Genomic DNA, 20,590 nt, shown 5'->3' on the forward strand with positions numbered 1-20,590 from the left:
TGACGATGCCCTCCGCCCTGCTCGGAGCCGCGACCGCGGCCGACTACGCCGGCGCGCTGCACGCGGTCGTGGACGACGTGGCCACCCGCGTCGAGACCGCACGGCAGCCGTTCTGCGGCGCCGGCCGTCGCGAGCTCCAGGCCCTTGTCGACGCGGTCGATCTCGACGGCCCGCCGGTCGGGACGCCCGACGCGCTGCGCGAGACGGCCGACCTCTACGCCTCCCACGCCGTCTGGTTCCACCACCCCGCGTACGCGGCGCACCTCAACTGCCCGGTGGCTCTCCCCGCCGTCGGGGCGGAGGCGATGCTCGCCGCGATCAACACGTCGGTCGACACGTACGACCAGTCGACGGTCGCGACGCTCATGGAGCAGCGCCTCGTCGGGTGGACGGCCGGCCGCATCGGCTTCCCTGCCGGGAGCGACGGCGTGTTCACCTCGGGCGGCACGCAGTCGAACCTCCAGGCCCTGCACCTGGCGCGCGAGGCCGCGCTCACCGGGCCCGACGGCGCCCGGCTCGGCGGCGCGGCGCGGCGCGAGCGCCTCGGGCGGCTGCGCGTGCTGGCCACCGCCGCCGGGCACTTCAGCGTGGCGCGGTCCGCGCTGCTGCTCGGGCTCGACGACGACGCCGTGATCGGCGTCGGCACCGACGCCGACGGCCGCCTCGACCCCGGCGCGCTGGCCCGGGCGCTGGTCGACGTCGAGCGGGCGGGCGACGTCATCATGGCCGTCGTCGTCACCGCGGGGACCACCGACCGCGGCTGCGTCGACCCGATCGGCCCGGTCGCGGACCTGTGCGACGCCGTCGGGGCCTGGCTGCACGTCGACGCCGCGTACGGCGGCGGGCTGCTGGTCTCACCGCGTCGCCGCCACCTGCTGGACGGCATCGAGCGGGCCCGCAGTGTCACGGTCGACTTCCACAAGACGTTCTTCCAGCCGGTCTCCTCCAGCGCCCTCCTGGTCCGCGACGCCGCCGACCTGGCGCGCGCCGCGTGGCACGCGGACTACCTCAACCCCGCCGAGGAGTCGGGGGAGCCGAACCCCGACCTCAACCTCGTCGACCGGTCCCTGCAGACCACGCGCCGCTTCGACGCCCTCAAGCTCTGGGCCACCCTGCGGGCCGTCGGCGCCGACGGGATCGGCGCGATGGTCGACGCCGTCTGCGACCTCGCCGCCGCCGTGCACGCCGACCTGGCCGGCGACCCCGAGCTGCGACTCCTGGCACGGACGGACCTCTCCACCGTGCTGTTCCGCTACCAGCCCGACGGCGTCGACGACGCGCAGGCGGACGCGCTCGTGCCGCGCGTGCGGCGCGTGCTGTTCGACTCCGGCCGCGCGCTCGTCGCGAAGACGGTGGTCGACGGGCGTCCCTGCCTCAAGCTCACGCTCCTCAACCCGGACGCGACCTTCGACGACGTCCGCGGCGTGCTCGACCTGGTGCGCTCCACGGCGCACGGGCTGCTCGCCGGCCAGGAGCTGCTCGAGCTCGACGCCCCGCCGTGCCGCGGGGTGCACCCGCGGCTCGAGCGCACCGCCACCACCGACGCCACCCTCGAGGGAGCAGCCCGATGACCCGCACCTACGACCTGCTCGGCGTCGGCGTCGGCCCGTTCAACCTGGGCCTCGCGGCGCTCGCCGACCCGCTCGACGACGTCGACGCCGTGTTCCTCGACCGCCGCGACGGGTTCTCCTGGCACCCGGGCATGATGCTCGAGGGGGCCACGATCCAGGTGCCGTTCCTGGCCGACCTGGTGACGATGGCCGACCCGACGTCGCCGTTCTCGTTCCTGGCGTTCCTCAAGGAGACGGGCCGTCTCTACCCCTTCTACATCCGCGAGTCGTTCTACCCGCTGCGCGCCGAGTACGACGCGTACTGCCGCTGGGCGGCCGACCGGCTCGACACCCTGCGCTGGGGCCGCGACGTCGTCGCGGTCGACCGGGACGAGTCGTCCGGCGACCTGGTGGTGACCGCGCGCCTCGCGGACGGGACGTCGGAGACGTACCGGGCGCGCCACGTCGTCCTCGGCGTCGGCACGACGCCGCAGCTCCCCGGGCCGCTCGCGGACCTGGCCGCGGAGGCCGCCCGGCACCCGGGTGCCGGTCCGGTCGTGCACAGCGCCGACTACCTGCCGCACCGCGACGCGCTCGCCGCGACGGGCGCGGTGACCGTCGTCGGGTCGGGCCAGTCGGCCGCCGAGGTGTACCGCGACCTGCTGGAGGACGCCGCGCCGGGCGCCCACCGCGTGGACTGGGTGACCCGCTCGCCGCGGTTCTTCCCGATGGAGTACACCAAGCTCACGCTCGAGATGACCTCGCCGGAGTACACCGACCACCACCGCGCGCTGCCCACCGAGCTGCGCGAGATCCTCGGCCGCGAGCAGCGCGCGCTGCACAAGGGGATCAGCGGCGACCTCGTCGACGACATCTACGACGCGCTGTACCGCAAGTCCGCGCTCGGGCGGGAGGTGCCGACGACGCTCCTGTCCGACACGGAGGTGGTCGCGGCGCGGTTCGACGCCGACGGCGCGGGCGGGGCGGGGGAGTACGTGCTCACGCTGCGGCACGGCCAGCTGGGCACGACGGCGGAGCACCGCACGCGCGCCGTGGTCGCGGCGACCGGGTATGCCCCGGGGTACGGCCCGGGCGTGCCCGAGTTCGTGGCGCCAGGCCTGGTGGACCTCGACGAGCTGGGTCGCGTGGACGTGGCCCGCGACTACACCGCCGGTGCGGGCGGGCGCCTGCACGTGGGCGGCACGGAGGTGCACACCCACGGCGTCACGGCCCCCGACCTGGGCTTCGCCGCCTGGCGGAACTCGGTGATCCTCGCGCAGGTCACGGGGCGCGAGCCCTACGCGATCGAGCGGCGCATCGCGTTCCAGACGTTCGGCCTGCCCGGCGGCGTGCCCGCGGACCGGGCCGCCGCGCCCGCGCAGGAGGTGGCGCGATGACCGCCGAGGCCGCTCCCCGCCCCGCCCTGGCCCCGGCGCCGCGGACGTCCCCCGACGCCGTCACCCTCGAGCCGGTCGACCCGGCGCGCGACGCCGCGACCGTGCACGGCTGGCTGACCCACCCGGCGTCCGCGTTCTGGCAGCTGGGGCACCTGGGCCTCGCCGAGGTGCGCGACTACCTCGCCGCCGTCACCGGCGACCCGGACCAGGACGGCTGGCTCGGCCGGGTCGACGGCGTGCCCGCGTTCTACGCCGAGACCTACGACCCGGCCCGCGTGCTGCTCGTCGGCGTGCACGACGCCGCGCCCGGCGACGTCGGCATGCACCTGCTCGTGGCGCCCGCGCCCGAGGACCCGGCCGCCCGCGCGCCGGGGCTCACCGACGCCGTGATGGCCGCCGTCGTGCGATTCTGCCTGACGCGCGAGGGGCTGGACGCCGCGCGCGTCGTCGTCGAGCCGGACGTGCGCAACCGCGCGATCGCCGCGAAGAACGCGGCGGCGGGGTTCCGCGTGCTGCGGGAGGTCGACGTCGCCGAGGGCGACGGGCGCACCAAGCGCGCCGCGCTGAGCGTGTGTACCCGGGCGGACTTCGCGGCGTCGCCCCTCGGAGCGCTCGCCGGGGTCGAGGACGGCGCCGCCGCCCAGGCTCCGCACCTGCGCCCGGACCTCGCCGAGCACGCCCACCGGCACCTGGCCGCCAAGGCCCTCGCGGAGCTCGCGCACGAGCGCCTCTTCCGCCCGGAGCCCGACGTGGGGGACGGAGGACGGGGCCGGTACGTGCTCGCGCTCGACGGCGTCACCTACCGGTTCGCGGCGCGCACGTTCGCGCTGGAGCACTGGGTGGTGGACCCGGCGTCGATCACGCGCACGGCGGCGTCGGGCGGTACCGAGGTCGCGCTCCCCGTGGACGCGCTGGAGCTGGTGGCCGAGCTGCAGCCGCTGCTGCGGATCCCCGACGACCTGGTGGCGACGTACCTCGAAGAGCTCTCCTCGACGCTCGCCGCGGCGTGCGCCAAGCGGGAGCGGGAGCTGGACGGCGCGTCGCCGCAGGTCCCGGCGCTCACCTCGCTCCTCGCCCCCGCGGGCGGACACCTGGACGAGGGCGGCGACGACCGCCGTCGCGCCGACGCGTTCCAGGCCGCCGAGGCCGCGATGACGGAGGGCCACCCCGGCTTCCTGGCGAACAACGGCCGCATCGGGTTCTCGCTCGACGACTACCGTGCGTACGCGCCCGAGCGGGGCGAGCGGCTGCGCCTGATGTGGCTGGCGGCCCGCCGCGAGCACACCCACCTCGCCGTCGGAGACGGCCTGGACGAGCAGCAGCTGTACGGGACCGAGCTCTCCGGGGCCGAGCGCGCCGCGTTCGCCGGGCGGCTGGCCGCCCGCGGCCTCGACCCGGCCGGGTACCTCTACCTGCCCGTGCACCCGTGGCAGTGGCAGCATCGCGTGCCGGTCACGTTCGCCGCGGACGTCGCGCGCGGCGACCTCGTGCCCCTCGGCCCGGGTGCGGACGAGTACCAGCCGCAGCAGTCGATCCGCACGATGTTCAACCGGACGTGGCCGGAGCGCCACTACGTCAAGGTGGCGCTCGCGATCCAGAACATGGGCTTCCTGCGCGGCCTCTCGCCCGCGTACATGCGCGCGACGCCGGAGATCAACGACTGGGTGGCGGGCGTCGTCGAGGGCGACCCCGCGCTGCGCGCGGCCGGCTTCGGCGTCCTGCGCGAGCGGGCGTCGATCGGGTACACGGGCGACGTCTACCACCGCACCGCCCGGCCCAGCGCGCACCGCAAGATGCTCGCCGCCCTGTGGCGCGAGTCGCCCGTGCCGCGCACCGCGCCGGGGGAGCGGCTGGCCACCATGGCGAGCCTGCTGCACCGCGACGTCTCCGGTCGGGCGCTCGCCACCTCGCTCGTCCGCGCGTCGGGCATCGCGCCCGAGGCCTGGCTGCGCGCCTACCTCGACGCCTACCTGTACCCGCTGGTGCACTGCCTGCGCGCCCACGACCTGGCGTTCATGCCCCACGGCGAGAACCTCGTGCTCGTGCTGCGCGACGGCGTCGTGCGGCGCGTGTTCATGAAGGACATCGGGGAGGAGGTCGCGGTGCTCGGCGAGCGGGCCCTGCCGCCCGGCGTCGAGCGGGTCCGGTCCGTGGTGGACGACGAGGAGAAGGCGCTCGCGATCTTCACCGACGTGTTCGACGGCGTGCTGCGCCACCTCGCCGGCATCCTCGCGGTGGACGGCGTGCTCGCGGAGGACCGGTTCTGGGCCGTCGTGGCGGACGTCGTGGACCGGCACTCTGCCGAGCACCCCGACCTCGCCCCGCGCGGGGGCCGGGGCGTCGACCTGCGGGCGCCGCGGTTCGCGCACTCGTGCCTCAACCGGCTGCAGCTGCGCAACACGCTGCAGATGGTCGACCTCACCGACCAGTCCGCCTCCCTGCTGTACGCAGGGACGATGGCCAACCCCGTCGCCCGCACCGAGACCGGCGCGGGCGCCCCGTGAGCGCACGCTTCGAGCTGTTCCGCGACGACCTGGGCGTGCCGCACGTGCGGGCCGGCTCCGAGGCAGACCTGGCGTACGGGCAGGGGTACGTCACGGCGCTGGACCGCGGCTGGCAGCTCGAGGTCGACCGCTGGTACGGCGAGGGCCGGCTCGCCGCGCGGATCGGGCCGGCGGGGCTCGAGTGGGACCGGTTCGCCGTCCGGGTGCGCCTCGCGGACACCACCCGCCGGGTCTGGGACGCGCTCGACGAGCCCGAGCGGGCGTGGCTCGCGGCCTACGCCGACGGCGTGCGCGCCGGGCTCGACGCCGGCGGCCGGGACACCCCCGAGCGGGCCGAGCTCGCCCGCGCCCTCGCAGGCGCCCCGCTACCCGACGACGAGCCCTGGCGCCCGTGGACGCCGGTCGGCACCTTCCTGGTGCACCACGTGCTGTTCAGCGGGTTCCCCCACCTGCTGTGGCGCGAGCACGTGGCGCGCACGCTCGGCCCGACCCTGGGCGACGCGGCCGTCGGCTGGTGGGGCGAGCGGGCCGGCGGGGCGGGCGGCCCGTCGTCGGGGTCCAACGCGTGGGCGCTGCACGGGTCACGGACGGCGTCCGGCGCGCCGCTGCTCGCCGGCGACCCGCACCGGCTGCTCGAGCTGCCCGGCGTCTACCAGCAGGTCCGGCTCGCGCGTCCCGGTCATGACCTTGTCGGGCTGGCGTTCCCCGGCGTGCCCGGCGTGCTGCACTTCGGGCACGCCGAGACCCCGCAGGGCTCGGTCGCCTGGGGCATCACCAACGCGATGGCGCACCACGCCGAGCTGTTCGTGGAGGGCCGCGACGCCGCGGCGGCGGGCGCGCGGGTGGTCGCGCAGGGGGCCGAGACCGTGCCCGTGCGCGGCGGCGACGCCGTCGTCGTGCGCTGGGCCGAGACGCCGCGCGGCCCGCTCGTCACCGACCGGCACAGCCTGCGCTGGCCCGTGCGCGTCACCGCGGACGCCGGTGTGGCGGCCTGGCGCGCGCTCCAGCACGCGCGGACGGCGCGCGACGTCGCCGCCGCGTTCGCGGGCTGGGTCGACCCGGTGGACCGGGTGCTCACCGCCGACTCCGGCGGCGAGGTGCTGCGCCTCACCGCCGGACGGGTCCCGGTCGTCGAGCCGGCCGACCGCGTCCTCCCGGCGCCGGGTGACGCGGCCGCGCCGCGGGGTGGCGCGCCCCGGGCGCCGTCGGACGTGACCTGGCGCGTGCTGCCGGGACCCCGGGGCGTCACCGACGTCGCGGTGGACGCGAACCACCGCCCGAGCCGGCCGGAGCACGACCTCGGCCACGCCTATGCGCCGCACCGTGCGGCGCGGATCCGCGCGCTGCTGGCCGACCCGCCACCGGGCGGCGAGACGGCGGCCGCGCAGCAGCGCGTGCTCGCGGACACGCACGACGGCGGCGCGGCGGAGCTCGTCACCTGGCTGGCCGCGCCGGGGCTCGGCGAGCCGGCCGACGCGAACGACCGTCGTCGTGCGCGCGCCGACCGGCTGCTCGCGTGGGCGTCGTCCGGCGCCCGCATGGACGCCGACGACGTCGACGCCGCGCTGTTCGCCCGCTGGCGGCACGCGCTGGCGCGCCGCGTCGCGGCGGACCGCGCCCTCGCCCCGCTGCACCAGCCGCACGGCCTGCCCGAGGTCTTCGCACCGTGGCTCGACGTCGTCGCGCGGGTGGGCGACGCGCTCGCGGTGGTCCTGGCCTCGGGTGTCGTCGACGCCCGCGCCGCGGCCGCGGCGGCGCTCGCGGACCTCGACGAGGACGACGACGGCGAACGCGACGACGGCGGCCGCGGCGCCCGTCGCCCCGAGACGTGGGGCGACCTGCACCGCCTGGCGCCGCTGCACGCGCTGGGTCTGGTCCCGGGCGCGGCGGTGCCCGCGGTCCCGGTGGAGCACGCCCGGCCGCTGGGCGGGTCGGTCGACGCCGTCCGCTGCACGGCGGGCGCGCTCGGCGTGACGCACGCCGTCCTGCACGGCTCCGTCGCCCGCTGGGTGTGGGACCTGGGCGACCGGCGCCGCAGCCGCTGGGGTGTGCCGTTCGGCGCGTCCGGCGACCCGCGCTCGCCGCACTTCGCCGACCAGCACCCGGCGTGGGCCGACGCCCGCACCGTGCCTGTCGAGACCGACTGGGCGCGGCTGCGCCCGGAACCCCTGCCGACCCGACCGACCACCGCGACGACCACGGAGGACCGATGACCAGCGAGCCCACGACCGACCACCCGACCGACGCCACGCCGTCCGACCGCCTGCTGTCCGGCGCGCGCGGCGCGGAGGTGTGGCGCGCGGACGTCCCGGGCGCGGGCACGGTCACGGCGCACGTGCTCGACCCGGTGGCGGACCTCGACGTGCTGCACGAGTGGGTCAACCGCCCGCACGCCGGGTTCTGGGGGCTGGCGGGCCTGAGCCGCGAGGACCTGAGCGACACGTACGCGTTCGTCGACTCGCTGCCGACGCACGACGCCTACCTGGTGCGCTGGGACGGTGAGCCGGTCGTCCTGGTGCAGCTGTACCACCCGGAGGACGACCCGGTCTCGACCGCCTACGACGTGCAGCCGGGCGACCTGGGCCTGCACTTCTTCAAGGGCGGCGACGGGCCGGCCGAGCGCCACGGCGTCGCGCCCTGGGCCGTGATCGGGCCGGCGGTGCTCGCCTTCGCGTTCGCCCGACCGGCCACGCGGCGGCTGGTCGGGGAGCCGGACACCCGCAACCGGTCCGCGGTCACGCGCATGGCGGCGTTCGGCTTCGAGGCCGCCGGCACGGTGCGCTTCGAGTCGCCGCAGGGGCCGAAGGAGGCGGTGCTGGCCTTCTGCGCGCGCGAGCGTGCCGAGGAGCTCGTCGCCGCGGCCCTCGGGACGGGCGGGTTCGCGGCGGAGGGGTGAGCCCGGCGTCAGGCCTGCGGGTCGGCGGGCCGGACGACGTCGGGCACGGGCCCGGTGGTGGTGCCGGGCACGAGCTCGACGGGCAGGGTGGTGCAGGTGGGCTCGTCGCCGGCCAGCACGCCCAGGACGGCGCGCCCGAGCGCGGCGCCCTTCGCCTGCAGCGGCTGGTGCACGCTGGTGAGCACGTCGGGGGAGAGCCACGGCAGGTCGATGCCGTCGAAGCCCGCGACCGAGACGTCCTCGGGCACGCGCAGGCCGAGCTCGCGGGCGGCGATGACGGCGCCCGCGGCGAGCAGGTCGGAGTGCGCGACGATCGCCGTCGGGCGCTCCGTCTCGGGCACCCAGGCCCCGAGGATCTCCGTGGCGGCGTCACGACCGTGCTCGACGAGCGACGCGGGCGTCTCCCACGAGATCACCGGCTCCACCGCGTCGCGCACGCCCGCGAGACGGTGCCGCGTCGACGTGCGGTCGGCCTGCGCGAGGCGGGCCGCGTCGATCGGGCCGGACCGCTCCGCGGCGTCGAGGGGCAGCGTGATCTCGGCGATGCGGGTGTGCCCCAGCTCCTGCAGGTGGCGCACGGCCAGGGCCGTGCCCGCCCGGTCGTCCAGGGCGACGAGCGGCGCGCCCTCGACCCGGCCGCCCTCGCCGACGACCACGGGCACGTCGCGGCGGCGCAGGGCCGCGAGCGTGGCGTCGTCGGTGAGCACGCCCCACACGAGCACCGCCACGTCCATGGCGGCGGACTCCAGCAGGGGGTCGACGGCGGTCACGGGCGGGGCGTCGTCCCCCTCCGCGCGCGGGCTCGCGACGGCACGGACGCCGGGGATGAGCAGCACGCCCAGGCCCTCCGTGCCGAGCACGTCCACGAGGCCGTCGAGCACCTTGACCGCGACGGGGTCGCGGAAGGCGCGGCCGGGCTGGTCGCCGAGGACGACGCCCACGATGCCGGACCGGCCCGAGCGGAGCTGCCGCCCGAGCGGGTTGGGCCCGGAGTAGCCCAGCTCGGCGGCTGCGGCGAGCACCTTGTCGCGGGTCTCGGCGGTGATCGGTCCGGCGCCGGAGAACGCCAGGGACGCGGTCGAGACCGAGACACCCGCGAGCTCGGCCACCCGTGCGAGGGTCGGTCGGGCGTTGCTGCGGCCCATGGGGCTCCTTCCGGCGAGGTCCGGGGCGAAGCCTACCCGCGGCGGCCACGCAGCGCTCGAATCGATTTGACCCGCGTGGCGGAATCGGGAAGCGTCGGACCGTGAGCACCGAGATCCCCACGCGCGCGCCCGCGCACGCCGTCCGCGCGGCCTGGGCCGTCTTCGCCGTCTTCGTCGTCGCGGGGATCGGCATGGCCACGTGGGCGTCCCGCATCCCCGCGGTGCGCGACGGCCTCGGTTTCTCCGAGGCGGAGATGGGCGTGCTGCTGCTCACCGGTGCCATCGGGTCGCTCGTCGCGCTGCCGCTGTCCGGCATGATCGCCTCGCGCATCGGCGCCGGCCGCACCTGCGTGTCCTTCGCCGCGCTGGCGGCCGCCGGCTTCGCCGTCGCCACCCTCGCGGTCGAGGGCGACCACCCGCTGCTGGTGCGCGTCGGGCTCTTCCTCGGCGGCATGGGCGTGGGCATCTGGGACGCGGCGATGAACCTCGAGGGCGCCGTGGTCGAGCAGCGCCTCGGGAAGTCCGTCATGCCGCGCTTCCACGCCGGCTTCTCGCTCGGCACCGTCGCGGGCGCGGGCATCGGCGCCCTCGCGGCGCACGCCGGCGCCTCGCTGCCCGGGCACGTCATCACGGTGATGGTGGTCGACCTGGTGGTGGTCGTGGCCTGCGTGCGCTTCTTCGAGCCGACGGCGGAGGCCGCCGCGGCGGAGGGCATGGCCGCGACGGACGGGCAGGCCGACCCGGCCACCGCCGTCGACACGGGCACCGGCCACACGCTCCGGGACACCCTGGCGACCTGGCGCGAGTCGCGCACGCTGCTGGTCGGGCTGGTCGTGCTCGCGGCCGCGCTCACCGAGGGCGCCGCCAACGACTGGGTGAGCCTCGCCGTCGTGGACGGCTTCGGCACCGACGACTCCGTCGGCGCGATCGGCCTGGCCGTCTTCCTGTGCGCGATGACGCTCGCCCGGTTGGCCGGCACGTCGCTGATCGACCGCTACGGCCGCGTGACCATGCTGCGCGCGTGCGGCGCCGCGGCCCTGGTGGGCGTCGTCGTGTTCGCGCTCGTGCCGACGCTGTGGGTGGCCCTGGTGGGCGTCGCGGTCTGGGGCGCGGGGGCCTCGCTCGGTTTCCCGCTGGGCATGTCCGCCGCCTCGGACGACCCGAAGCGGGCCGCGCTGCGCGTCTCCGTCGTGTCGACCGTCGGGTACTCGGCGTTCTTCGTCGGCCCCGCGCTCATCGGGTTCCTCGCCGAGCACGTCGGCTACCGCGACGCCCTGCTGGTGCTGGCCGTGCCGGTCGCGGTGGGCCTGCTGGTCGCGGGCGCCGCGAAGCCCTTGCCGGCCGCTCCGGACCCGGCGCGTACGCTGGGCGAGTGAGCCTGTCGACCCTGAACACGCCGTCCGCCGACGAGCCCGCCCGTGAGCGCGACGGGCGCGACACGGCCGCTCCGGCCCTCTCCGAGCTCACGACGCTGCGCGTCGGCGGGCCCGTCGACGAGTACGTCGAGGCGGAGTCGGAGGCTGAGCTGATCGACGCGGTGCGTGCGGCGGACGACGCCGGGCGGCCGCTGCTCGTGATCGGCGGGGGCTCCAACCTGCTGGTCGCGGACGAGGGGTTCGCCGGCGTCGTCGTGCGCGACGTGCGCCAGGGCCTCGACGCGGACCTCGAGGACTCGTGCGGCACGGACGGCGCGTGCGGGGGCGCGAGCCTGCGCCTGCCCGCCGGCCAGGACTGGGACTCCTTCGTGGCCGAGGCCGTGGCCAACGAGTGGGTGGGCGTCGAGGCGCTGTCCGGCGTCCCCGGCACCGTGGGCGCCGCGCCCGTGCAGAACATCGGCGCGTACGGCCAGGAGGTGTCCGGCGTCGTCGCGTCCGTGGTCACGTGGGACCGCGCCACCGGCAGCCGCCGGACCTTCACGCTCAGCGAGCTGGGCTTCGGCTACCGCACGTCGCTGCTCAAGCGCACGATGCGCGCCGACGGCGGCGAGGGCGCGCCCTGGTACCCCACGCCGCGGTACGTCGTGCTCGAGGTGAACCTCCAGATGCGGCTCGGCAGCCTGTCCGCGCCCGTCGGCTACGGCGAGCTCGCCCGGCGGCTCGGCGTCGAGGTGGGGCAGCGGGCGCCGTCGGCCGAGGTGCGCCAGGCCGTGCTCGAGCTGCGCGGCGGCAAGGGCATGCTGCTCGACGGCGTGGGCGGGGTGCCGCTCGGCGACCACGACCGCTGGTCGGCCGGGTCGTTCTTCACCAACCCGGTGCTGCCGGCCGCCGCTGCGGACGAGCTGCCCGAGGACGCCCCGCGCTTCGCCGTCCGCTCCGCGACGCCGGAGTCGACCGTGAGCCCGAGCCTCGGCGTCGTCGACCCGACGCTCGTCAAGACGAGCGCCGCCTGGCTCATCGAGCACGCCGGGTTCACCAAGGGCTTCGGCCTCGCCGGCGAGCACAGCCCGGCGCGCCTGTCGACGCGGCACACCCTCGCGCTGACCAACCGCGGCGGGGCGACGGCGGCCGACCTCGTGGCCCTCGCCCGCACCGTGCGCGACGGCGTCCGCGACGCCTTCGGCATCGAGCTCGAGCCCGAGCCGGTCCTGGTCGGCACCGCCCTGTAGCGCCCACAGCGCGGGGTCGCGGTCAGTAGAGGATGACCGGCGTGCCCTTCGGCATGCCCCACGAGTCCCAGAGCCAGTTCATCGCGGCGTTGGAGACGCGCACGCAGCCGTGCGACGCGGGGAACGGCGGGATGGACCCCGAGCCGTGCACGGCGTACCCGCCGGAGAAGTACTTCGGCCGGTACATCGACCCCAGCTCGAGCGTGGACTCGTGCATGCCGTTGCGCTCCATGTACACGGCGTAGGAGCCCCGCGGGGTCGTCGCGTGGTAGCTGCGGCCCTTCGCCTCGTACGTCTCCCCGTTGCCCGACGACGCGTTGATGATCCGCGTGACCTTGCCGCCCTCGACGGTCATGAGCAGCTGTCGGTCGAGGTCGATCTCGATCGCCTTGCCGGACGACGAGTGGGCCTGCGGCCGGACGCCGTCGTCCAGCGCGGCCTGCGTCTTGGGGCCGACGACGCCGTCGCGGTACTGCCCGGCGGCCTTCTGCAGCGCCCACACGGCCTGCTGCGTGGCGGGGCCGAAGCTGCCGTCGGCGTCCTGGAGGAAGTAGCCCAGCTCCTGCAGCCGCTGCTGCAGCGCGAGGACCCGCTCGCCCGAGTCGCCGTACTCGAGCATCTTGTCCCGCTCCTCGGCGGCCTTCTTCTCCGCCGCCTCCTGCTCGGCCTTCTCCTTCGCGGCCTTCTCCTCCGCCTTCTTCTCGGCGGCCGCCTTCTCCTCGGCCTTCTTCGCCTTCTCCGCGGCCTTCTTCTCGGCCGCCTCCTGCTCGGCCTGCTCCTTCGCGGCGGCCTCGTCGGCGGCCTTCTTCTCGGCCGCCTCCTTCTCGGCGGCGTCGCGGTCGGCCTGCTCCTGGGCTTCCTGGTCGGCACGGCCCTGGGCGTCCGAGCCGGCGTCGGACGAGGGAGCGGAGGCCGTCGGGGCGGAGCCCGGCTCGGGCTCGGTCTCGCCGGTCAGCGGGGCGCACCCGGCCAGGGTCAGGGCGAGCACCACGGGCACGCCGACGAGCGCCGCCGTCAGGCGTCGCCTCAGGTTGGGAACCGTACGCATGGAGCCCCTTCCGCGCCGTCGGCGCACCAGGCGCGCCGCGGGGTACTACCGTGCCCCGCGGGTGCCCGGAACGCGACCGCAGCGCTCCGGTCGTGTCGTGATCGTCACCGTGTCGTGACCTGTCGTCTGCCGTTCACCTGCTCAGACGCACGACGGGGCGGAAACGTTGTGGCGGTGGCCACGACGACCGATGCCTTCCAGCACGCGATCTCTCGGGCCATCGGACCCGATGGCGCGAGAGATCGCGTGCTGAAAGGCCGGGCAGGGTCAGCGGCGGTCCTCCTTGAGGACCGAGAGCCGCTGCCGGTACTCGGCCTCGTCGATCTCGCCGCGGGCGTAGCGCTCGCCCAGGACGTCGACGCCGCCGGCGCCCCCGCGGGCCCACGGCGGGCCGTACCGCCGCGCGCGGCGGGCGATGAGGACGACGACGGTGGCGAACAGCAGGAACCACAGGATCGGGAAGACGATCCACCAGCCCGGCCCGCCCCCTGCGGCGTACGGGTGCCCCATCTCGGCTGCGGAGGCGACCGCAGGGGCGGCGATCGCGGTGGCGGTGGTGAGCATCGGGAACTCCTCGTGACGGTGGGCCCGCCCGGTGCGAACCCTTCGTCACCACCGTCGCCCGGGAGGGTGGGTCGCGTCGTCAGCCCCTCGTACCGACCTGGGTCGTCCCGTCGTGCCGTCCCGTCGAGCCGCCTGTTCGGCACTCCTGGTCAGCCGGTCCAGCCCGGTCGCACGACGCCGCCCTCGTACGCGGCGACGACGAGCTGCGCGCGGTCGCGGGCGCCCAGCTTGGCCATGACCCGCGAGACGTGCGTCTTGACGGTCGACTCCGACAGGTACAGGGCGTGCGCGATCTCGTCGTTGGAGAGCCCGCCGGCCACCTCGACGAGCACCTCGCGCTCGCGGGCGGTGAGGTCGTCGAGGCCGGGCGGGGGCGGCACGTCGCGGGTGGCGTCGGCGACCCGGGCGAGCAGTCGGCGGGTGACGCCGGGGGAGAGGAGGGCGTCGCCCGCCGCCGCCACGCGCACCGCACGCACCAGGTCGGCGGGCTCCGTGTCCTTGACGAGGAAGCCGCTCGCGCCGCCGCGGATGGCCTCGGCCACGTAGTCGTCGAGCTCGAACGTCGTCACGACCACGACGTGCACCCCGCCCGCGCCCGGGTCCGCGACGATGCGCCGGGTCGCCTCCAGCCCGTCCGCGCCGGGCATCCGCACGTCCATGAGCACGACGTCGGGCCGCAGCTGCAGCGCGAGGCGCACGGCCTCGTCGCCGGTGGCCGCCTCACCCACCACGCTCATGTCGTCCTCGGCGTCCAGCAGGGCGCGGAAGCCGCCGCGCACCAGCGCCTGGTCGTCGGCCAGCAGCACCCGGATCATGCGTTCCTCCGCGAGTTGTCAGGGCCAGGTTCACGTATACCCGTGCGTGGCCCTGACAACTCTGAGCGCTCCGAGTTGTCAGGGGCAGGATCAGGTTGTGGTGCCCCTGGCCCTGACAGGTCGAGGGGGATGGCCGCGGCGACGGCGAACCCGCGCGCCCCGGGCGCGGCGTGGAGCGTGCCGCCCGCGCCCTCGACGCGCTCGCGCATCCCGCGCAGGCCGTAGCCGACCGCGTCCGCGTCGTGCGTGCCGACGGGTCCGCCGTCGTCGTCCACCGTGACCTGCAGCACGTCGCCGTCGCGGGCGACGCGCACGACGACGCGCCGGGCCCGCGACGCGTGCCGACCCACGTTGGTGAGCGCCTCCTGCACCACGCGGTACGCGACGCCGGCGAGGTGCGCGGGCACGGCACCCGGGGGCAGGAGCGCGGGGTCGACGTCGAAGTGCACGGTCACGCCGCGGGCCCGCAGCGGCTCTGCCAGGCGGGGCAGGGCGGCGAGGTCCCAGGTGGGGGTGCGCGGCTCGGGGGCGTCGGACGACGCCACGGGCACGCCGTCGCCGGTGCCCTCGACGGCGTCGCCCTCGCCACGGACGACGCCGAGCACGGCGCGCACCTCGTCGAGCGCGTCGCGGCTCGTGGTCTTGATGGACGCGAGCGCGGAGCGCGCCTGCTCGACGTCGCGGTCCAGCAGGTGCAGCCCCACGCCCGCCTGCACGTTGATCGCGGACAGGGAGTGCGCGAGGACGTCGTGCAGCTCGCGCGCGATGCGGAGGCGCTCGGTGGCGACGGCCGTGCGTTCCCGGTCGGCGCGGGCGGCCCGCCAGGCGGCGGCCCGCGCGAGCCGTTCGCGGATGCCGGTCGCGACGAGCAGCGCGACGGCGGTCCAGGCGGCACCGCCGAGCAGACCGCCGACGCGGGTCCCCTCGTCGCGCAGGGCGGCCGCGCCCACCACGACGCCCCACATGAGCACGGCCCCCGACCAGGCGACGACCCGCGCCCGGGCGGCGGGCCCGGTGAGGAGCACCATGACCAGGACGCCGACCGTGCCGCCCAGCACCGGCCCCCACGCGTAGCCGAGCGCGAGGTACGTGCCGACCGCGCCGACGGCGAGCAGCACGGCGAGGACCGGCCGCCGGGGCAGCGCGAGCAGCACGACCGGCCCGACGAGCGCGAGCCCCAGCCCCAGCGCGTCGATGTCGCGCGCGCCCGGCTGCCAGTGCGACGCCCCGAGCGTCCCGAACGTCGCGACGACGGCCAGCGCCACCGCGAGGAACAGCCGGGGGCGCCACCGGTCGAGCGGGCCGCGGTCCATGCCGGGCACGCTACGCCGCGGCGCCGTCCTGCGCGTCCGACCGGGGTGCCGTGCCGGGTGGTCCCGGGGGACGACCCGGCGACCCGGCACGGCCCGTGCGCGAGGTCGGTACGGGACCGGCCCTCGATGAGAGACCTCTCATCGACGTCTCACCGTGCGCACGCCCGCGACCCGTCGGATGGTGCCGTGCCGCCCACGAGCCCCGTCCTGACCGGTCCCGTCGCGACCGGCGCCGCCCCGACCTCGCCGGCGGACCACCGCGCCTGGCTCGACGTGCTCACCGGCGACGCCGCAGCGGACCTGCTGGAGGCGGCGCTCGCGGCCGACGGCGCCGCGCTCGAGTCGTGGTCGGTGCGGCAGGTGCACGCGCGCCCCGGCGCGGAGCTGACGGTGGCGTACGAGGTCGTCGCGCGGCGCGAGGCCGACGGGCGCACGCTCCGCGCGCCCGAGCACCTGTTCGCGACGAGCGCCCGCGCGTCCGCGTTCCGCCGGGCCCGGGGAGACCGCGACCCCGGCCGTGACGTCGCCGCCGGCCCCGGGGTCGTGCGCCTCGACGACGGCGAGCGCACGGTGCACGTGTGGCGGCACCCGTACGACCCCGCGCTGCCCGGGCTCGCGGCGGGCAGCACGCCCGACCGGGTCGCCGAGCGGCTGCGCGCCGCGGGGGTCGACGCCCCGCTGCTGTCCCTGGAGACCGTCACCTACCGGCCCCTGCGTCGTGCCGTGCTGCGGGCGCGGACCACCGCCGGGGCCGCCTACGTCAAGGTCGTGCGCCCCACCCGCGTCGAGGCCCTCGTGCGGCGGCACGCGCTCTTCGCCGCCCGCCCGGGCGGGACGAGCGGGGTGGCCGCCCCACGCGTCCGGTCCTGGTCCGCCGACGGCGTCGTGCTGCTCGACGAGGTGCCGGGGGAGTCGGTCGCCGGGCTGCTCGCCCGCACCTCGGCGCGCGACCAGCCCGCCTGCATCGACCCCGCCGAGCTGCTCCGGGTCGCGACGGCGCTGCCGCGCGCGGGCCTCGCCCTGCCGCGCCGGCCCGCCTGGGCCGACCGGTCGGCCCACTACCTCGGCGCGCTCGCCACCGTGCACGGCGTCGACGCCGCCCGGCTCGCCGCGCTGCACGAGGCGATCGACGCCGTCGTCGCGGAGGGCGACCCCGGACCGCTGGTGGTGACGCACGGCGACCTGCACGCCGCCAACCTGCTGCTGGAGCCCGCCGCCCGGGCCGGGGACCGCCCGCGCGTGGGCGCCGTGCTCGACGTCGACACCCTGGGGCCCGGGCACCTGGTGGACGACCTGGCGTGCGCCGTCGCGCACCTCGCCGTGCTGCCGGCGCTCGACCCGGGCGCGTACGCGGGCGTCGACGGGCTGGTGGAGCGGTGCCTCGACGTGTTCGGGCGGGCGGTGGAGCCGGCCCTGCTGCGCGCCCGCGCCGCGGCCGTCGTCGTCTCGCTCGCCGCGGGGGCGGAGGACGCGGCGACCGTGGGGGAGTTCCTCGCCGTCGCGGAGCGACTCGCCGACCGGCATGCCGCGCAGGCGGCCGGAGTCTGAGAACCCTCTCATCCACGCCTCCCGGCCCTCTCACGGTGGCCACGGAGGCTGGGAACCAGTCGGCGGGAGAGGCCCGCCGGGAACCGTCACACGAATCACGAACCACGAGCGAAGGAGCAGCACGATGAAGGCACGCAGCGCATGGATCGTCACGGGCGCGCTGGGCGCCGTCGGCCTGGGTGCCGGCGTCGCCGCGGCCCAGGGTACGTTCGACCGCACGCCGTCGGACGCGGTGGTCGCCGACGCCGTCCAGGTGGGCGACGACGGCGCCTCGTCGACCGCGGCGTCGGCAGCGACGTCGACCGCGAGCCCGTCGCCAGCGGCAGTGCAGAACGGCACGTCCATCACCACCGTGACGGCGGGTTCGGTCGCCACGCCGGGCACCGCGCCGACGACGCAGACCGCGAACACGGCGCCGTCCGCCCAGACGGCCCAGACCGCCCAGACGGCCCCGACCGCCCAGACCGCGGCGTCCCCGGTCAGCCCGGTGACCCCGCAGTCGGCGACGACCACCCCGACGGCGGCCTCCACGGACTGACCGTCCCCCTCGCACCCCGCCGCCGGCCGCCCTCCTCGAGAGGCACGGCCGGCGGCGTCGTCATGCCAGGCGGTACCCCATGCCCCGCACGGTGACGAACCGCTCGGCGCCGAGCTTGTTGCGCAGGTAGCGCACGTAGACGTCCACGACGTTGGAGCCGGGGTCGAAGTCGTACCCCCACACGCGCGAGAGCAGCTGCTCGCGGCTGAGCACCTGCCCGGCGTTGCGCAGGAAGGCCTCGGCGAGCGCGAACTCCCGCGCGGAGAGGTCCACCTCGACGCCGGCGGCGGTGGCCCGGCGGGTGCGCAGGTCGAGGCTGAGGTCGCCGTGGCTGAGCACCGTGACCTCGCCCGCCGGCTCGGCCCGCAGGCGCAGCCGGATGCGCGCCAGCAGCTCCTCGAAGCGGAAGGGTTTCGGCATGTAGTCGTCGGCGCCGCCCTCGAGGCCGGCCACCGTGTCCGCCACGGAGGTGCGGGCGGTGAGGATGATGACCGGCAGGGTGACCTTGGCCTCGCGCAGCCGGCGCAGCACGGTGAAGCCGTCCTGGTCGGGGAGCCCGAGGTCGAGCACCATGAGGTCGAAGTCGCCCGACGACGCGAGGTCGAACGCCTCGCGCGCGGTCGCGACCGTCGTGCTCGCGTAGCCGGCGGCGCGCAGCCCCTTCGCGACGAACGACGCGATGCGGGTCTCGTCCTCGGCGATGAGGATCTGGCTCACGTGGCGGGTCCTTCCCGGTCGGGGGCGGTGCGCGGGGGCAGCTCGGGGGTGGGGGCGGAGCGGGCGGTCGGCGCGGTCCGGCCGGCCGGGGGCACGGAGCGGCCGGGGGCCGGGTCGGGGCCGGCGTCGGGCACGGGCAGCACGGGCACCACGACGGCGAACGTGGACCCCCGTCCCGGCGCGGACTCGACCGTCACCTCGCCGCCGTGGCCCTCGGCGATGGCGGCGACGATCGCGAGGCCGAGCCCGGAGCCCTCGCGCCGCTCGCCCTCGTGGTCGCCGCGCGCGAACCGGTCGAAGATGCGCTCGAGGTCGTCCGGCGCGATGCCGACGCCCTCGTCCCGCACCCACAGGCGCACCCGCGCCCCGTCCGGCGTCGTGCGCGACCCGATCGCCACCACGCTGCCCGGTGCGGAGAACTTCACGGCGTTCGCGGCGAGCTGCAGCCACGCCTGCGTGAGGCGCTGCGCGTCCGCCATGGTCCGGGCGTCGGTCCGGGAGTCGACCAGCCAGGTGCGCTCGCCGAGCGTGCGGGCCTTGTCGAGCACGTCGTCGGTGAGCCGGCCCAGCTCCACGGGTGCGGGGCGCACGAAGTCGGGCTGCCCGACGGTGGCGAGGGTGACCAGGTCGTCGACGAGGCGGTGCATCCGGTCGAGCTCGTCGAGCGCCAGCACGCGGGTCTCGGCCGCGTCGGCCGGGTCGGCGGTGTCCATGAGCTCGAGGTGGCCGCGCACGATCGTCAGCGGGGTGCGCAGCTCGTGGCCGACGTCGTCGAGCAGGCGGCGCTGGGACTCGAACGAGCCCTCGAGCCGGTCGAGCATCCCGTTGAAGGCGCGGGTGAGGTGCGTGAGGTCGTCGTTCCCGGTCTCCGGGATCCGGGCCGACAGGTCCGACTCGCCGATCTGCTGGGCGGTGCGCGCGAGCGTCCGGATCGGGCGCAGCAGGCGCCCGGCGAGCAGCCAGCCGACGACGCCCGTGACCACGAGCGCGGCGAGCGCGACGAGGAGGTACCCGCGGAAGACGGCCTGCGTCTCGGCGTGCTCGGCGTCCCGGTCGTACGCGAGGACGAGGGCCGCGGGGTCGCCCGACGGCGTCACCGGCGCGACGGGCGCGACGAGCACCCGGTAGTCGGTCGTCGACGTGCCGATCGTGCGCAGCACGGCCCTCTCGGACGTGAGCAGCGGGGTCACCGCCGCGACGAGCTCGGGGTCGTCCTGCAGGTGCACCTCCACCGCCTGCTGGGAGACGAGCGGCCGCTTGCCGGTGCGCAGGCCCAGGACGCCCTCGTGCCGGGCGGGCACGTCGAGCTGGATCGCGGCGATCACCACCTCCTCCGCCGTCGCGAACGGGTCGCCGGTCACCGGGTCGACGCCCGAGGCGCCCAGGGTCTGCAGCTCCTGCGCGCTCTCGGCGAGGTCGGCGTCGATGCGGTCGTCCACGTGGTCGTACGTGAGGAGGTACGCCGTGGCCCCGGCCAGCGCGAGGGCGAGAGCGGTGAGGGCGAGGAGGACGGCCAGGATGCGCGTGCGGACGGTGGGCCCGCCCTGGGGCCGCGGGGCTCGCGCCATCAGTCGTCCTTGTCCGTGTCGGGGGCGTCGTCATCGTCGTCCGGGCCGTCGTCGTCGGGCCCGTCGTCGTCGTCATCGTCGTCGTCCGTGGGCGGGACGGGCGCGACGCCGCCGTCGTCGGACGTCCGCGTCGGGGAGGGGCTCCCGGACGGCGTCGGCTCCCCGGACGGGGCGGGCGTCGGCGACGCGGGGTCGCGCGTGCGGTCGGGCGTGGGGTCGGGCGTGGGGGAGACAACCACGACGCCGCCCACGTCCCGGTCCTCGGGCTCGGACGACAGGGCGGCGGCGAGGACCCCGCCGATCAGCGCGACCAGCGCCACCCCGAGCACCCAGGGCACGGCGGCGCGCCACCGACGTCCCGACCGTCCAGCCGCCCCGTGCA

Annotated in this window: 17 protein-coding genes; 9 read left to right on the forward strand and 8 right to left on the reverse strand. The window is 76.7% G+C overall.

Features of this window, described 5'->3' with window-relative positions; all coding sequences use genetic code 11:
* The first annotated feature begins 5 nt into the window (after window positions 1-5).
* Genes ACQP60_RS00155 through ACQP60_RS00175 form a run of 5 tightly spaced genes read left to right on the forward strand, consistent with a single transcriptional unit; the run spans window position 6 to window position 8,347 of the window.
* The gene (locus tag ACQP60_RS00155) at window positions 6-1,571 is read left to right on the forward strand and encodes a pyridoxal phosphate-dependent decarboxylase family protein (RefSeq protein ID WP_429728754.1); all 1,566 of its coding nucleotides are present in this window, start codon (window positions 6-8) and stop codon (window positions 1,569-1,571) included.
* Entirely contained in the window at window positions 1,568-2,947 is a 1,380-nt protein-coding gene (locus tag ACQP60_RS00160; protein WP_429727805.1) for a lysine N(6)-hydroxylase/L-ornithine N(5)-oxygenase family protein, read from the forward strand. Before ACQP60_RS00155 ends, ACQP60_RS00160 begins: the two co-directional genes overlap by 4 nt.
* Complete coding sequence (locus tag ACQP60_RS00165; protein ID WP_429727806.1) at window positions 2,944-5,451, forward strand: GNAT family N-acetyltransferase; 2,508 nt, start codon at window positions 2,944-2,946, stop codon at window positions 5,449-5,451. The genes ACQP60_RS00160 and ACQP60_RS00165 overlap by 4 nt, the downstream gene beginning before the upstream one ends.
* The gene (locus ACQP60_RS00170) at window positions 5,448-7,664 is read left to right on the forward strand and encodes a penicillin acylase family protein (protein WP_429727807.1); all 2,217 of its coding nucleotides are present in this window, start codon (window positions 5,448-5,450) and stop codon (window positions 7,662-7,664) included. The genes ACQP60_RS00165 and ACQP60_RS00170 overlap by 4 nt, the downstream gene beginning before the upstream one ends.
* Entirely contained in the window at window positions 7,661-8,347 is a 687-nt protein-coding gene (locus ACQP60_RS00175) for a GNAT family N-acetyltransferase (protein ID WP_429727808.1), read from the forward strand. The genes ACQP60_RS00170 and ACQP60_RS00175 overlap by 4 nt, the downstream gene beginning before the upstream one ends.
* An 8-nt stretch (window positions 8,348-8,355) precedes the next feature.
* On the opposite strand, the gene ACQP60_RS00180 is transcribed toward ACQP60_RS00175, so the two are convergent.
* On the reverse strand, window positions 8,356-9,492 hold the full coding sequence (locus tag ACQP60_RS00180) for a LacI family DNA-binding transcriptional regulator (protein WP_429727809.1): 1,137 nt from the start codon (window positions 9,490-9,492) through the stop codon (window positions 8,356-8,358).
* Window positions 9,493-9,593: 101 nt separating this feature from the next.
* Between ACQP60_RS00180 and ACQP60_RS00185 the strand changes: the two genes are divergently transcribed.
* Both ACQP60_RS00185 and ACQP60_RS00190 read left to right on the forward strand, forming a co-directional pair.
* A complete protein-coding gene (locus tag ACQP60_RS00185; RefSeq protein ID WP_429727810.1) occupies window positions 9,594-10,868 on the forward strand; it encodes an MFS transporter in 1,275 nt (424 codons plus the stop codon).
* The gene (locus tag ACQP60_RS00190) at window positions 10,865-12,097 is read left to right on the forward strand and encodes a UDP-N-acetylmuramate dehydrogenase (RefSeq protein ID WP_429727811.1); all 1,233 of its coding nucleotides are present in this window, start codon (window positions 10,865-10,867) and stop codon (window positions 12,095-12,097) included. The genes ACQP60_RS00185 and ACQP60_RS00190 overlap by 4 nt, the downstream gene beginning before the upstream one ends.
* Window positions 12,098-12,119: 22 nt before the next feature.
* Here ACQP60_RS00190 and ACQP60_RS00195 read toward each other — a convergent pair whose 3' ends face one another.
* From ACQP60_RS00195 to ACQP60_RS00210, 4 genes are all read right to left on the reverse strand, one after another.
* The gene (locus ACQP60_RS00195; RefSeq protein WP_429727812.1) at window positions 12,120-13,145 is read right to left on the reverse strand and encodes a L,D-transpeptidase family protein; all 1,026 of its coding nucleotides are present in this window, start codon (window positions 13,143-13,145) and stop codon (window positions 12,120-12,122) included.
* 267 nt (window positions 13,146-13,412) lie between these two features.
* A complete protein-coding gene (locus tag ACQP60_RS00200) occupies window positions 13,413-13,709 on the reverse strand; it encodes an SHOCT domain-containing protein (RefSeq protein ID WP_429727813.1) in 297 nt (98 codons plus the stop codon).
* Between the two features lie 149 nt (window positions 13,710-13,858).
* Entirely contained in the window at window positions 13,859-14,524 is a 666-nt protein-coding gene (locus ACQP60_RS00205) for a response regulator (protein ID WP_429727814.1), read from the reverse strand.
* On the reverse strand, window positions 14,521-15,837 hold the full coding sequence (locus ACQP60_RS00210) for a sensor histidine kinase (RefSeq protein WP_429727815.1): 1,317 nt from the start codon (window positions 15,835-15,837) through the stop codon (window positions 14,521-14,523). The genes ACQP60_RS00205 and ACQP60_RS00210 overlap by 4 nt, the downstream gene beginning before the upstream one ends.
* A gap of 186 nt (window positions 15,838-16,023) precedes the next feature.
* Between ACQP60_RS00210 and ACQP60_RS00215 the strand changes: the two genes are divergently transcribed.
* Complete coding sequence (locus ACQP60_RS00215; protein ID WP_429727816.1) at window positions 16,024-17,385, forward strand: phosphotransferase family protein; 1,362 nt, start codon at window positions 16,024-16,026, stop codon at window positions 17,383-17,385.
* Window positions 17,386-17,509: 124 nt separating this feature from the next.
* The gene (locus tag ACQP60_RS00220; RefSeq protein WP_429727817.1) at window positions 17,510-17,923 is read left to right on the forward strand and encodes a hypothetical protein; all 414 of its coding nucleotides are present in this window, start codon (window positions 17,510-17,512) and stop codon (window positions 17,921-17,923) included.
* Between the two features lie 60 nt (window positions 17,924-17,983).
* Here ACQP60_RS00220 and ACQP60_RS00225 read toward each other — a convergent pair whose 3' ends face one another.
* Genes ACQP60_RS00225 through ACQP60_RS00235 form a run of 3 tightly spaced genes read right to left on the reverse strand, consistent with a single transcriptional unit; the run spans window position 17,984 to window position 20,546 of the window.
* Window positions 17,984-18,640, reverse strand: a complete 657-nt coding sequence (locus ACQP60_RS00225; RefSeq protein ID WP_429727818.1) for a response regulator transcription factor — start codon at window positions 18,638-18,640, stop codon at window positions 17,984-17,986.
* Complete coding sequence (locus ACQP60_RS00230) at window positions 18,637-20,208, reverse strand: sensor histidine kinase (protein ID WP_429727819.1); 1,572 nt, start codon at window positions 20,206-20,208, stop codon at window positions 18,637-18,639. Before ACQP60_RS00230 ends, ACQP60_RS00225 begins: the two co-directional genes overlap by 4 nt.
* The gene (locus ACQP60_RS00235) at window positions 20,208-20,546 is read right to left on the reverse strand and encodes a hypothetical protein (protein ID WP_429727820.1); all 339 of its coding nucleotides are present in this window, start codon (window positions 20,544-20,546) and stop codon (window positions 20,208-20,210) included. Before ACQP60_RS00235 ends, ACQP60_RS00230 begins: the two co-directional genes overlap by 1 nt.
* Window positions 20,547-20,590: the final 44 nt, after the last annotated feature.

Origin of the sequence: Isoptericola variabilis, from assembly GCF_050311655.1 — a bacterium.
Taxonomy (GTDB): Bacteria; Actinomycetota; Actinomycetes; order Actinomycetales; family Cellulomonadaceae; genus Isoptericola; species Isoptericola variabilis.